The 14,536-nt window shown below is 65.3% G+C and carries 7 protein-coding genes; all 7 read right to left on the reverse strand.

Annotation, left to right across the window (positions count from 1 at the left end):
- Positions 1-159 precede the first annotated feature (159 nt).
- Positions 160-648 (reverse strand): molybdenum cofactor biosynthesis protein B, encoded by a 489-nt coding sequence (locus G7Y49_RS04155; RefSeq protein ID WP_165171416.1) that lies wholly within the window; start codon positions 646-648, stop codon positions 160-162.
- Between the two features lie 215 nt (positions 649-863).
- On the reverse strand, positions 864-2,120 hold the full coding sequence (gene glp / locus G7Y49_RS04160; RefSeq protein ID WP_165171414.1) for a gephyrin-like molybdotransferase Glp: 1,257 nt from the start codon (positions 2,118-2,120) through the stop codon (positions 864-866).
- A gap of 133 nt (positions 2,121-2,253) precedes the next feature.
- Positions 2,254-4,746 (reverse strand): transglutaminase domain-containing protein, encoded by a 2,493-nt coding sequence (locus G7Y49_RS04165; protein WP_165171412.1) that lies wholly within the window; start codon positions 4,744-4,746, stop codon positions 2,254-2,256.
- Positions 4,724-5,881: a DUF58 domain-containing protein gene (locus G7Y49_RS04170; RefSeq protein WP_165171410.1), complete on the reverse strand. Its 1,158-nt coding sequence runs from the start codon at positions 5,879-5,881 to the stop codon at positions 4,724-4,726. Before G7Y49_RS04170 ends, G7Y49_RS04165 begins: the two co-directional genes overlap by 23 nt.
- Positions 5,882-5,898: 17 nt before the next feature.
- A complete protein-coding gene (locus G7Y49_RS04175; protein ID WP_165171408.1) occupies positions 5,899-6,849 on the reverse strand; it encodes a MoxR family ATPase in 951 nt (316 codons plus the stop codon).
- A complete protein-coding gene (locus G7Y49_RS04180; RefSeq protein ID WP_165171406.1) occupies positions 6,846-12,527 on the reverse strand; it encodes a leucine-rich repeat domain-containing protein in 5,682 nt (1,893 codons plus the stop codon). Before G7Y49_RS04180 ends, G7Y49_RS04175 begins: the two co-directional genes overlap by 4 nt.
- Positions 12,520-14,301, reverse strand: a complete 1,782-nt coding sequence (locus G7Y49_RS04185) for an ATP-binding protein (RefSeq protein WP_165171404.1) — start codon at positions 14,299-14,301, stop codon at positions 12,520-12,522. Before G7Y49_RS04185 ends, G7Y49_RS04180 begins: the two co-directional genes overlap by 8 nt.
- Positions 14,302-14,536 lie beyond the last annotated feature (235 nt).

Consider the following 14,536-nt stretch of genomic DNA (forward strand, 5'->3'; position numbering starts at 1 on the left):
ACGGCACGCAAGGCTACTTCGTCGGCGCCTCCCTCAAGGACGCCGGGAAGAAGAGCTTCGCCATCACCCGCATCGAGGACGGCGAGTCCGTGCGCGCCGTGCTCTCGCGCCTCGAGAGGTAGGGGCCGGCAAGCCTGCTCGCCTGAGAGGCGGGGATTCCTAGTGGCCGCCGCCGGCGGTCATCTTCACGGCGTGGGGCAGCACGCCCACGATGCCCTCCCAGTTCTCGGTGGCCGCCTTCGTGGAGCCGGGCAGGTTGACCACGAGCGTGCTTCCGCGCTGCATGCACACCGCGCGCGAGAGCATGGCGTTCGGCGTGATCTTCAGGCTGTAAGCGCGCATGGCCTCGGCGATGCCGGGCACGTTGCGGTCGCACACGTCCATGGTGGCCTCGGGCGTCACGTCGCGCAGCGAGAGGCCGCTGCCGCCGCAGGTGAGCACCACGTCCACCTTCAGGTCGTCAGCGCAGTGCTTGATGGCCTGCGCGATGTGCGGGCGCTCGTCGCGCACGAGCGTGTGGGTGCGGCATACCCACCCCTGCTCGGCGATGAGCTTCTCGAGCGCGTCGCCCGCGAAGTCCTGGGTCAGGTCGCGCGTGTCGGAGCACGTGACGATGCCGAACGTGATGGGCTTGGTTTCCTCAGACATGCTGTCTCCTATCTCAAGTTCTTTATTATTACAGGTTTCAATTCCACAAGTCGTTCGTAACGTCAGCGAGGGTTCTTGCGGTGCCTGAGATAGCCCCGCCGCGCGGCTGAGCGTACTCTGTACGCGAGGGAAAGCGCACAAGGGGCTAGGTCAGGTGCCGCAAGAAGCCGCAGCGTCGAGCAGTTCCGCCCGCTCCGTCAGGACGGGCGGAACGCTTAGAGCGCCACTTCCTCGGGCACGTCGAGCAGGAAGCACTCCACCAGGTCGCCCGCCGCCTTCGACTCCATGCCCTCGGGCATCACGGCCATGCAGTTGCTCTTCTGGATGACGCCGAACAGCCCCGAGCTCTGGTTCTTCGCAGGCGTGACCACGTAGGCGCCCGCCTCGTCCTTCGTGAGCGTGGAGCGCATGAGGATGCGGCGCGGGTCCTTCTTCCGCACGTCCTTCGACAGCGCGGCCATCACGTGCGGGTGCGCAAGGCAGCCATACCCCTGCATCTTGCGCAGCGCCGGGCGGATGATCATCTCGAAGCCGCAGTAGGCCGCGGCCGGATTGCCCGGCAAGCCGAACACCGGCGTGCCCTTCACCAGGCCGAACGTCTGCGCCTTGCCCGGACGCATGTTCACCGTGGTCATGTAGAGCTCGCCGGCGGCCTCCACCACGGGCTTGATGAAGTCGAAGTCGCCGTTGGCGGCGCCGCCCGTGGTCACCACGAAGTCGAACCCGTCGGCTGCGGCGAGGACCGCCGCCTCGAGCGCCTCGTAGGTGTCCTCAACGATGGGGAGGATGGTGGGCACGGCGCCGGCCTGCTTGGCGCAAGCCGCCATGGCGTAGCTGTTGGAGTTGCGGATCTTGCCCGCCGTGGGAACTTCGCTCGGGTCGACGAGCTCGCTGCCCGTGGCGATGATGGCCACCTTCGGACGGCGGTACGTGGCGAGCTCGAGCACGCCGCAGCCGGCGAGGAAGCCCACGCCCGCGCTGCTGATGACCTCGCCGGCACCCACGATGACCTCGTCGGCGCGCGCCTCCTCGCCCGCAGGGCGGATGTTGGAGCCCACCTTGGTCGGCGCGGCGAACGACACGACCGAGCCCGGCTTGCCGTCGCCCTCGACCACGCCGACGATCTCGTACTTCACCACGGCGTCGGCGTCGGCGGGCAGCGGCGCGCCCGTCATGATGCGCACGCACTCACCTGGCTCGATGGCGCCCTCGTACACGCTCCCCGCGCCGATCTCGGCGATGACCGCCAGGTTGACGGGCGCCTCCTCGCTCGCCGCCGCGATGTCGGACGCATGCAGCGCGAAGCCGTCCATGGCCGCGTGGGCGAACGGCGCCACGTCGATGTCGCTGCGCAGGTCCTCGGCAGCCACGCGGCCGATGGCGTCCAGGATGGAAACGCGCTCAGTGGGCAGCGGCTCCACGTGCGACAGGACGAGCTCGACCGCCTCCTCGAGCGAAATCATCTCAGGCATAACTCCCCTTTCGAAACAGGCGCGCAAAGCCCTCGGCGCGCCTCCGTGCATCGGCACTCATTATACCGCTGAAAGAATAAGCTATGACGAGAACATCTGCGGCGCCAAACAACCCCCAGCCGCCCACGGCCCGCTACGCGCGAGGCGAGCGGAAGCGGGCAAGCGGGATGAGGTAGAGCGCAGCGTACCGGTAGACGAGGCGTCGCGGCAGGCTCGCGCGCTGCCAGTTGCCGGCCTCGAGCTTCTCGAGCAGGGACTCGACGATGCGCACCTCGAAGTCTTGGAGCGGCACCTGCCCGTAGCGCTCGCGCTCCATGAGGGCGATCACGCGCAGGAACTCGGACGGATGCACCTCGGGGCGCGCCTGCGCAAGCGCGTCAACGCTCTCGCGCGGCTTCACGCTGAGCTCCACGCCCGCGTCGGCCGCAAGCCGCTGCAAGCGCTCGAACAGAAGCGCCGACGCCGCGCCGCGCTCGCACGCGCCGCGCAGCCGCGTGCTGCGCAGGCGCAGGCGCACGAGGCGCTGCAGCTCGAGCACGCCCGCCACGCACAGAAGCTCGATCATGCACAGAAGAACCAAGCCGATCCAGGCGAAGGGACGCAGCTCCTCGGGCAGAAGCTCGGTCCAGTCCGGCGCGCTCTCGCCTGTCGAGCCCGTGCTCGCGTCGTCGTCGCCGCCGCCCGCCACCTCGCGCGCGATCTCGACCGTCTCGCCCGATCCGTAGACGCGGTCGTAGAACCCCGGCGTCACCTCGACGGGCAGCCAGCCCGCGCCGTCGACGTACGCCTCGACCCACGCGTGCGCGTCGCCTTCGTCAAGCGTGCACGCGCTTGCGCCCTCAGCCTGCATGCGCCCGAGCGCGTCCTCGTCAAGCAGGTAGCCCTCCACGTAGCGCGCGGGAATGCCCGCCTGGCGGAAGGCGAGCACCGCCGCGCTCGCGAACGCCGCCGCGTTGCCCTCGCGCGCGTCCTCCAGAAACCACGTCACGTAGTCGGCCGACTGCTCACCTGAAGGCGCGAACCGCACGCCTTGCGCGTTGTAGTCGCAGCCCACGTCGAGCATCGTGCGGATGCGCGTAGCCGCCGCGTACAACGTGCCGTCCTCGTCATCCCACGTATCGTCAGAGAAGAAGAAGCGCTCGACGGCAGGCGCCACCCCATCGGGAACCTCGAGGTAGCGGTCGGCGACGAAGGAGCGGTACGCCAGCTCGCTGCGCAGGAAGTCCTGCTCGCGTGCGTCGAGGTCGTCTCCCGCAGATGCGGCGTCCGCGTCCGCGTCAAGCGCGGCTGCCTCCTCGTACACCCAGCTGCCCGGCATCGCCACCTCGGCTGTCTGCGCATCGGGCACCACCTCGAACGTCGCGCTCTCGTTGCCGCCGAGCCGATCGGCCGTGCGGTACAGGTCGAGCAGCGAGCCCACGTCGCCCGCCGCCGTGGCGGACACCGGTGCGTACGCGTACTTCTGGTACGCGCCGGGCGTGCGCACCGTCACGTCGACGGCGTCAGCGACGACGCCCTCCTCCGCGTCCTCAAGCGCGCGGTAGGCCGCATATTGGGACAGCGCGTCGAAGTCGCGCGCATCGAGCCAGTCGAACAGCCCCGTCCAGTCGCCTTCGTAATCCGCAGGTTGCAAACGCTCGAACGCCGCCCCCGTGTACGTCGCGCCCGTGAACCCGCGCAGGTAGAGCGCCTCGGACCTGCGCACGGCATCAGCGTCAGCGAAGCTCACCTCGAGGCGCTCAACCGGCCGCTCGTCCGGCGCCACGTTCATCGCATGGGCGGCAGCGAGGTCTCCCTGAGGCAGCGTGTCCGACCCGAAGCGCATCTCGTCAAAGCCAGCGACCGCGTCCTCCTTCGCCGCGTGCAGCCCCGCGCTTCCCTGGTAGCCCGCGCACACGAGCAGAGCTGCGCCCATGACGACGACCGCCGTCACGGCGAAGGAGATCGTAGCGCGCGGCGGTGTTCCGACGCGCCGGGAGCAGCAGCTCACCAGCATCAGGCCGCCGAGGAGCAGGCAGGCGAAGGCAGGTGCGCTGAGCGTCCGCAGGAACAGCCCCGCCGCGATGAGCAGCGCCGAGGTGGCGCCTGCCGAAAGGGAGAAGCGGCATGCGCACATCACGTGCGCCGCCAGTCCCGCGACCAAGCCCACGAACACGGCGAACATCAAAGCCGCAGCCTCGGGGACACCCCTCACCGCGAAGTGCAGCACGTAGCCGTCCGTCTGGGCGTTCCACGCGTCGATGAACGTGTTCGCCAAACCCGCGCCCGCCGCGCGCAGCGAGGAGCCGCCCACGACGAGGAGCGCCACCAGAGCGAACACTGCAAGCCCCGCGATCACGCCGTACGCCATGCGCGAAGGTCGCGCCGAGGCCAGCAGCACCGTCACGAGCACGGCGGAGAACACGCCCGCGGCCACGACGTGCGCGGGCCACGGAGCCGCCAGCACGGCGAGCACCATGCCCGCAGCCAGCAGGGCGGCCGCCAGCATCTCGAGAACGCGCGACGCGTACGCGCCCGCAGATGCGCCCGCGCGCTCGCCGGCAAAGCCAGCGGCCGCGTCGCCCGCGCGAGCGCCAGCCACGCCCACGCGCTCGCGCGCAGCGTCAGAGCGTGATGCGATGCTCACGGTCAGCCACCCCCTTCGCGCGCAGCGTGAAGAGCCCGTAGCGCTCGCTGACCGAGCTCGCGGAGCCCGCAAGCTCGTCGTCTGTCACCACGACCACCGTCAAGTCGACCGCCTGCGCGAGGTCGGCCCAGGTGGCCTCGTCGTAGAAGCACGTCACCAAGATGACCTTCGTGAAGCGCTCGGAAAGCGTCTCCCCTGCCAGGACCTGCGACACCTCACGTGCCGAAGACGCGAGCGGCGTCGAGAGCAGGCCCTCCGAGAACAGCGCGTGCGTCGCGACGTCATCAACCAGATGGCAGCTCACCCGCTGCTCGTGCAGAAAGCCCGCGTCGTGGAGCACGCCCGCGCGCAGCAGCGCCTCGGAGAGCGAGAGCGCCACGGAGGCAACGCCGTTGCACGCCTCGTCGGACGCCTCCCTGCAACCGCAGGCCACGAGCGCCACGTCGTAGTCAGCCGGGCGCGAGAACTGCCGTGCGATCAGCGTGTCGAACTTCGTCGAGAGCTTCCAGTGGATGCTCGTCAGGGAGTCGCCGGGGACGTACTCGCGCACGTCGAACACCTCGCCCACGTCATGCCCGCTCTTCGTGTTGTCGAACGCGTCGCCGAACACGTGCGCCTGCGGCGTCTGCGAGAGCAGCACCTCCGTGCGCACCTGGGCGGGGCGCATCACGCTCTCGCAGCTCAGGTCGAGCGGCAGGCGAGCGACGAACAGCCCCAGCGGGTCGCTCAGGCGCGCGTCCCGCGCCTCCACGAGCAGGCGCCCGTAGCGGTCGGGCAATACGGGCAGGCTGCACGCAGGATGCCGCGTGCTGACTGCCGCCTCAACCTCATGTTCCTCTTCCGCGCTGAACACGCAGTTCACGACGCGCACGCGCAGCGAGATCACGGCCAGGCACAGCGGAAGTCCGCGCTCGAGGCGCAGGCTGACGGCGCGTCCCTCGCCGATCTGGTAAGACGGCTCCACGTCAACCGTCACGCGCGTAAGCGCCGCCGCAAGGCGCAGCTGCGCGAACAGCACGGCGGGCACGGCCACCGACGCCAGCAGGAACGCCAGCGACAGGGAGCTGTCCGCCCAGAAGTGAACCATCGCGGCCAGCACGATGACGAGCGCGGATGCGATGCGGTTCTTCAGCATGGGAGACTCGCGCGCCCCTAGCGCAGCATCGGGGAGCCCAGCGTGGGCGCAGGCACCATCTCGATGACCTCGTCAAGCACGTCAGCTGCCGTCACGCCGTCGATGCGCGCCTGCGGGCGCATGGTCATGCGGTGCGCGCACACGTCCTTGAACACGTAGAGCACGTCGTCAGGCGTCACGTAGTCGCGGTCGGAGAGCACCGCCGACGCGCGCGCCATGCGCACGAGCGTCAGCACGCCGCGCGGGCTCACGCCGAGCTGCACGAGCGGCATGGTGCGCGTGGCCTCGCACAGACGCACGGCGTAGTCCATGATCTCGCGCGACACGCGGATGGTGGTCAGGTAGTGCTGGATCATGAACAAGTCGTCACGCGAGGCCACCTCGCGCACGTCGTCGAGCGGCGTCGAGACCAGCTGGTCCTCGATCATGCGGATCTGCATGTCATGGCTGGGATAGCCGATGGACAGCTGCACCATGAAGCGGTCGAGCTGAGAGTCGGGAAGCGGCTGCGTGCCCGCCGAGCCCATGGGGTTCTGCGTGGCGATGACGATGAACGGCTTGGGGATGTGGTGCGTCACGCCGTCGACGGTGACGCACTGCTCCTCCATCACCTCGAGCAGCGCCGCCTGCGTCTTGGCCGAGGTGCGGTTGATCTCGTCGCCGAGGAGCAGGTTGCAGTCGACTGCGCCCATCTTGAACTCGAAGGAGTCGGTCTGCTTGTTGTACATGCTGAAGCCCGTGATGTCGGATGGCATGGTGTCGGGCGTGAACTGCACGCGGCGGAAGTCGAGGCCGAGCGCGCGCGAGAACGCGAGCGCGAGCGTGGTCTTGCCCACGCCGGGCGTGTCCTCGAGCAGGATGTGCCCGCCCGCGTAGATGGCCATGAGCACCTTGCGGATCACGTCGTCCTTGCCCACGATGGCCTTAGCCACCTCGCGGATGATCTGCTCGTTCTTCTTGATTATCATGCGGTCTCCCCCTCGGTGGGCTCAGTGGAACGGGTTGCGGAAGACGAGGCCCCGGCGGGCGAAGCCGCAGGAATGGGCGAAGCTGCGGCGGCGTCGAGCCCTGACTCGGGGCTGCCAGACCTCGACGCTGCCCCAGATGCGGCGGAAGCGTCCTGCGCCTGGCCGGCATCGCGTGCCGCGGCAGCGTCCTGCGACTCGCGAGCGCTACCCGACTCGCTGGCGCCGTCCGTTGCAGCAGGCGAAGCCTCGGGCTCAGCCGCGCCTGGTTCAGACGAGGTCGCAGGTTCGGCGGAGCCCGGCCCCGCGGAACCTGTCTCAGCACCGCCGCCTGCCGAGCCCACGGCGTCCTCAGCCGTCGCGCTCGCAGCGCCAGCCGCGCTTGAGGCCGTCGCGTCCGCGGCGCTCGAAGCGCCGTCGGTGTGCGAGACACTCGGAGCGTTCACGGCGGCCGCCGCATCGTCGGCGTTCGCAGCGTCGCTGGCGCTCGCGGCCGCCACGTCTCCAGCAGCTTCGCTCGCCACGCGCTCAGCCTCGCTCGCTGCGGCCACAGCCGCCGCAGCCTCGTCGAACAGCATGCCGCGCGCAGCCTCCTCACCGATCGAGGCGGAGAGCACCGGCAGGTAGGCGTCATACGTGCCGTCGGGCACCTTCAGCTTGAATCCTTCCGCCATGTTCGCAAACGCGTTCGCGCCGAGCGTCGGCGCCGACTGCAGCTCGATGGAGGACAGCCCCACGCACCCGTCGAACGCGTTCGCACCGACATCCGTAAGCGAGCTCGCCAACGTAAACGAATAGGGAGCTTCCGCATGCTTGAACGCGCCCGCGAAGGCCCCGGCCCCAATACTCTCCAGCGCCGTGTACTTCCCTGGTGACCAATTATCAGCCGCTTTCAACGAAGTACAGCCCGCGTACGCACCTGCGCCGATGTGCGTGAGCGCGCCGTAATTCTTGCCAGCCGTGCGCGTAAGGCTCACGCAGTTCTTAAAGCAGTCCTTGGGAATCACCGCGAGTCCGCCGTAGATGCTCACCGTCTTCAGCTTGTCGCACTCTGCAAAGCACGCCTCACCAAGCGTCTTGACGTTCTTGGGAATGTACCCGTTCACCATGGAATCACAATTGGCAAACGCCCTCTCACCGATACTTTGCAATCCTGTATAACTGGTAGCGAGAGGCCCCGCGCTCAAGCTCGTGCAATTCATGAACGCGCGATCACCATAGCGCTGTATCGCCTTGCGTGCAGTGGCAGTCGAAGCGATAGTTGTTAAGCTCGTGCAGTTTATAAACGCCTCGTCCCCTATCTCGTTCATCGGCAGAGTGAAGGTCAGGCTGGACAGCGACGGGCAATCCGCAAATGCCCGCGGACCAATGCGAGATATAGTGAGCTTTGTACTCGAATGTCCTAGATAGGCTGACTTCAGGTTGGGGCACCCCTCAAATACACTCACGCCCCATTCCGGAATGCCACCGTTCAGCGTAACAGATTCGAGACTTTTGCACCCTGCAAACGCCCGATCTCCCAAGGCAATGCTCGCACCCAACTCGCACTGAACCGATTTCAGCTTGTCGCAGCCCTTAAACGCTTCGGGCGCAACTTTGACCACATCGCTCGTAAGCAAGATGTCGCCCGACAGGCTCTCCATCGCGTCAGTCACAATCCAGTGTCCGTCGCCGGTTGCGGTATAGGTAATGCCACGCAGCGTCTCCGAGGTGTCACTGTGCACCTCAAGCACGGAAAGCGCATAGCCGTCGCCATATTCGGGGTCGAGCTTTTGCTCGTAGGCATCAAGGTACGTCGCATATGCCTGTTCGTCAGGTACCCAAATGCGCACATACTCCGGCGGCGTTGCTCCAAACATGGAGGATCCCAACTCCGTAGGCTTTGCAGCAGTCAGCTCCATAATAGAAAAGTTGGGGCAATTCTCGAAGCAACGATCGGACACCTTCGCGAGAGATGCGGGCAACGTGACACGCAGCAATCGTGCGCAACCCTCGAATGCTCGATCTCCCAGGTACGTCAAATTAGTGCAGTCAGAGAGATCTAGGCGCTCGATGACATTGCAGCTGGCAAACGCGCACGCGCCCACCGTCGTGAGCGCCTGCTTCTGGCGATCGCCCAAGTTCACATTCGACAGGTTCGTGCAGCCGTAGAAGCTGTAGCGCCCGATGATGGAAAGCGAGCTTTCCGCGTTCAGGGTAAACAGAGCCGTGCAGTCACGGAAAGCCTCTTCGCCCATCTCGGTCAGCGTCTCCGGCAGCACCACGGTGCGCAACGTGTGACAATCGCGAAACGCTTGCGCACCGATGTGCGTGAGCGACTTCATGTTGAGCTCCTGCGTGCTCGCATTCTGCGCGAACGACACGCAGTAAGCAAACGCCCGGTCACCCACCCAAGTGATCTTATCGACATCAATTCCGCTAGCGATCGACACCAGCTGCTCGCAGCCGTAGAAGCTCTCGTCACCGACGACGCTCACGTTCGAGGCTTTTATGCTTTGCAGCGAAGTACAATTCGCGAACGTTCGCGGTGCAAGCTCACTTATTCCTTCGGCCGTCACGTACATAAGCTCCGAACAGCCGGAGAAGGCACCCTCACCCACCGTCTTCGTGGCAGCGGGCAGCTGCACTCTCTCAAGATTGGCATGGTCGGCAAAGGCCCGCTCACCTATCGACTCAACTGCTGTGTCAGCCAAGGATGCCTCGCCCAGCCCAGCACCTCCCTCGAAGCAGTGCGCACCTATCGATCGAAGCGTCTCGGGCGTAGCGAGCGTGACGCTATAGGAGTTGGGATTGAAATGCGTGCACCCTGCAAACGCCGCATCTCCCAAGTGCGCCGTGTTCGCACGCACTGTGATAGCCTTCGTGTCGGTGGGCACGTTCACTAAGGTGAGCTCACCGTTCTCATCCGTTCGATAGACGGCGCCCGTGTCGGGTTCGTAGTCGTAGGTCACACCATCACCTGGCTGGAGCAGCTGCGCGGCACCTGTGTCGGGAAGCGCAGGCAGCTTGCCGCTCACCACCACCGACTCCAGGTTCGCACAGCCTTCGAACACGCTCTCGCCCACCGAGGCAACTGATGCGGGAATATGCACGATCTCGAGCGAAGCGCAGCCTGAAAACGCCCCCTCGGCAATTTCCGTCGTGCGCGCATCGGGCTCGAAGAACGTTTGCCCTTCGTCGAACACTTCCACCAAGCGCAGTTGCGTATCGTTCTCGTCAAGCGGCAGATACTTCGCGTTGTCGAGGTACAGGTAGGTCGCATCGATGGGCTTGAGCAGCTTTTGCGCCACGTCTTCGCCAAGCGCGCTGCCCCATGAGGCCCTATAGCTCTCGAGCAACTCGCCAGGGACGAAAACCGTCATGTCGGGCACGCTGGCACCTGAACCACTACCCGAGCCGCCTGCGCTTCCAAACGCCGCTGAGTCGATGGTCACTGCCTCTGTGCCTGAAAGCGTCACACGCACCCCATCGCCGAGCCCCACCAGGCTGTCCGCGCGCAGCTCCCGCACGCTTTCAGGAATGACCACTTCACGCAAGCCATCTGTCGCCGCAAATGCGCCGGCGCCAATGGCGGTTATGCCATCAGGCACCAGGTACGCCTTCGGCGCTGAGGCAGGGACGCCCGCGAGCACCACCGCCGGCGACTCCGTGGCAAGAACCACCACGTCGCGCTCCGCGTCGTACCTGTAGGTAGTGCCCGGCGTCACGACTGCACCCTCGCCGTCGAGCACGCCCACATACATGCCGCTTGAGCTGCCCACCGCCGCTGTCCACTGCTTGCACGCCGTATCATAGGGAGTACCGGGCACATAGAAAGTGCCTTCAAAGCCAGATTGCGCCATGCCGTCGACGGGCGTCTCGCTCGCAAACTCAAGTTTGGTGACTTCTTCTTTATCTTTATTGATTCCCGCGAAGCAGCCCCCCTCAAGTTCGATAATCTGCGTCGGGATCGTCACGTGAGCGATTTTGCAGCTCTCAAATGCACTTTGGGTAATAACCCGAGCATACCACGACAAAGAATCGACCTCCGCGTGGTTCGGCGGCACATAGAGCACGCGCGAAGCGTCGGCACTGTACAGTACGCCATCATGCGAGCTGAACGTCTGACTGTTATTGTAAACCTCACCATCCTTGCCCACTTGGATATGCTCAAGGTTCGGAAAGTTCTCGGAGAGGCTGGCAAAATCAATATCGAGCACGCCCTCGGACAGGACGAGCTTCTTCACGCTCTCGTTGCGCTCCGCAAGCTTGACCCGCGTCACGCCCAGCGGCACCTCTATTTCTGCTTCCGTCCCTTTGTAACCCACGAGCACCTGATCGCTTAGGTTTCCATTCGCCCAGCGCTGCACATGGAACCCGGTAGGCACATCTTCCACTATAAGCACGGCGCTTTCCTTGGCCGATAGGCCTCCAACCTCACTCGGCATATAAATGAAAGGCCCCTCTTTTATTTCTCCTCCGGAAACAGTGGCAAAACCCTTAGCCATCTTGTCAAGATCGGAGACATACGATGTAGCAAACGGATGCAAAAAGGTCACCGCGCTATGCGTTGCGCAGGCCTTAAAGCGCTTAGAACAGTCCTCCCGGCCCAAAACGGTAACCATGAAACGGAGCGCATCGGAGCAGTCGGTAAAAAAACCGCCAACGAGGCTTTCTGGTATCGCTTCATCTTGAATGCGCTTCGCGGTTTTCTCTAAAGACTCATTGCCCAGACAATTACAATCATTGGGAAATGCTGCTGGATACCATCCGCTATTCCACGATCCATATTTTACGTCGTAGCGTTTTCCCATTACCGTATAGGTCGCATAGTCGCTTTCTCCCTTGTACACGAACGTCGCCTCATGCGTACCCGACCCCCACGCCTTCGAAAGGTACGCCTCGTATCCGTCATCGCCGCCGTAGGGCACTTTCACGGGATCCATCAGCGAGCCATCGGGCTTGCGGTAGGTGGCCCAAACCGTCACGCCATCGGGACTGTAGCTATCGCCCTGCGCGAACGTCCAGTCCGCAGGAACATCAGCCTTGATGTACTCTAAAGTGTTGCCGTCCTCATTAACGTGGGGCGGATACGGGGTGAGCTGCTCTTGCTGCTCTTCGGATGGCGGTGGGGGCGTGTTGCCTTCCTCACCGCCGGGGTTGGGGCTCTCGCCGCCGGGAGCGTCGCCGCCCGGGGTCTCGCCGCCAGGGCTTTCGCCACCCGGGCCCTCGCCCTCGCCGGAGCCAGGCTCATCGCCGCCGCTGCTGGCGCTGCCGGGAACGCTGGGGATGACCGGGGCATCGGAATTGCTCGGGTCGGCCACGACGACGGTGTCGTCACCCACCAGCGTGCTGGTATCGGTCGTGACGGCGTCGCCGATGACGGCGGCTGCCTGATCTGGGTCGGTTGCGCCAGCCTCAGGCGCGGAGGTGGGCTCGTCGCTTACGCCCTCGTCTTCGCCCTCGTCCTCGTGGATGCGGTTATCGGACTCGTCAACCTCGCCCACCTGGTACGACACGGCGCCGAACGCCTGGTTGTTCTCGTAGATGCCCTGCTGCCAGGCCATCTCGTCGAAGAAGTCAGTGCTGAACGAGCCGGAGAACGCCACGTACCCTACCATGCCTGCGAGCATCAAGCCCGAGGCGGCCCCCACGGCCTGCGCCGCATGGCCGGAGAGAAAGCCCACGACCGTCTTAAACATGCATAACACCCCTTTGCATGCTCATGGCAAGCTCAGCGTTGATCAGATGCTCGAGCTGCTCAAACTCAACGGGCTTCGAGATGTGCCCGTCCATGCCCACCTCGCGCGAGTGGCGCTTGTCCTCCATGTAGGCGTCGGCCGACAGCGCGAAGATGGGCGTGGTCTGCGCGTCAGGGCGCGAGAGCGCGCGAATGTGCTGCGCGGCCTCCCAGCCGTTGCGGTTGGGCATCTGCACGTCCATGAGGATGATGTCGAAGTGCTCGTGCTCGCTGTGCTCGAAGATCTCGCACACCTCCACGCCGTCGACGGCATGCTCCACCTGCGCGCCGAGCTCCTCGAGCATGTCGATCGCGATGCTCGCGTTGAGCACGTTGTCCTCGGCGAGCAGTATGGTGCTGCCCGCCAGCCTGAAGCCGCCGTTGTCGGGGGTGAGCTCGGTCACGGCCGCCTCGCCCGACGCCAGGTAGGCCGCCACCTCCTCCTCGGAGGCGATGGGCAGCCCCAGGTGGATCTCGAAGGTGGTGCCCACGCCCACCTCGGACTCGACCGAGATCTGGCCGCCCATGAGGCGCGTGAGCTGGTCGGTGATGGCCATGCCCAAACCTGTGCCGCCGAAGCGCCGCGAGATCGAGCGGTCCTCCTGCGAGAAGGGGTTGAACAGATCCACGAGGAACTCCGGCGACATGCCCTTGCCCGTGTCGGACTCCACGAACGCCACGTGCAGAACGCCGTCGGAGACCTGCATGCACCGCAGCGACAGCGTGATGGCGCCGCCGGGGTTGGTGAACTTCTGCGAGTTCGAGAGCAGGTTCGTGATGACCTGGGTCAGCCGCAGCTCGTCGCCGATGACGTAGGTGGTCGGCAGCGGGTCGACGCTCACCTCGAAGCTGATGCCCTTCGAGGCGATCATCTCGCCGAAGATGTTCTGCTCGGAGCGGATCACGTTGGTTATGTCGAAGCAGCGCTGCTCGATCTCGAGCTTGTCGTTGTCGATCTTGGAGATGTCGAGCACGTCGTTGATGACCGAGAGCAGGTACCTCAGCAGGTCGTCGGCTTGCGTGAGGTAGCCCTCCATGCGGGCGGCGTCGCCAAGGTGCAACTTCGCGAGCGACAGCGTGCCCATGATGCCGTTCATGGGCGTGCGGATCTCATGGCTCATGTTCGACAGGAACATGAGCTTGGCGCGCTCGCCCGACTCGGCGCGCTCGCGCTGCTCGACGAGCTCGCAGTGCATGTTGTGGGCCGACGTGACGTCGCGCGCGGAGATGAGCACCTTCCCCTCGCCGCACGGCACCACGCGCAGCACGCCCCAGCGCGGCACGTCGGGAGCCTCGGGCGTGATGCGCGCCACCGCCTCATTGCTGAAGGAGAACTCCATCGCGAAGGGGCTTGACCTGTCCCAGCCCTCGATGGCCTCGCGCACGTCAAGCAGCGAGTCGTGCTCGATGGCGCGGGCAAGCACCTCGACGTCGCCTGCGAGCGCGCGGGCGTCGATCCCCAGGATGCGCTCGACGGCCGAGGCGCTCACCACGCGATGGGCCGAGGCGTCGTAGAGGATGAGGGCCTCGTCGCAGGCCTGGTCGACCGCCACGAAGAAGGAATCGGCATGCGCATGGCCCGCGCTCGCGGAGCGCGCGGCGCCGCCCGAACGGCTCCGCCTCGCGCTGCCCGCGCGGCGAATGATCGAGAGCGTGGCGCAGAAGAGGACGACCGCCACGACAAAGGCCGCGATGCCGCACACGAAAAACGCGTTGTCCTGCAGCACCTCGAGCACGTATGCCCCTCTCCCAAATTCACATGCGAAATCCCTGCGCGAAATCTCGCACGCCAAGACGCACATCGCAAAAAAGCCGTCTTGACTTTAATCAAAGCCTAGCTTTTTCATTATGCCACAGATTGCGAATAAACTGATATATCCTCATCATTGCCCCATTGAGCTTCGCCATGCGCCTATGCGCCTCCCGAGACCTCAAGGCACAGCAGCCAGGAAGACGGCGCAAGCGAGCTCG

It is taken from the genome of Adlercreutzia sp. ZJ242 (assembly GCF_011038995.1).
GTDB lineage: Bacteria > Actinomycetota > Coriobacteriia > Coriobacteriales > Eggerthellaceae > CAAEEV01.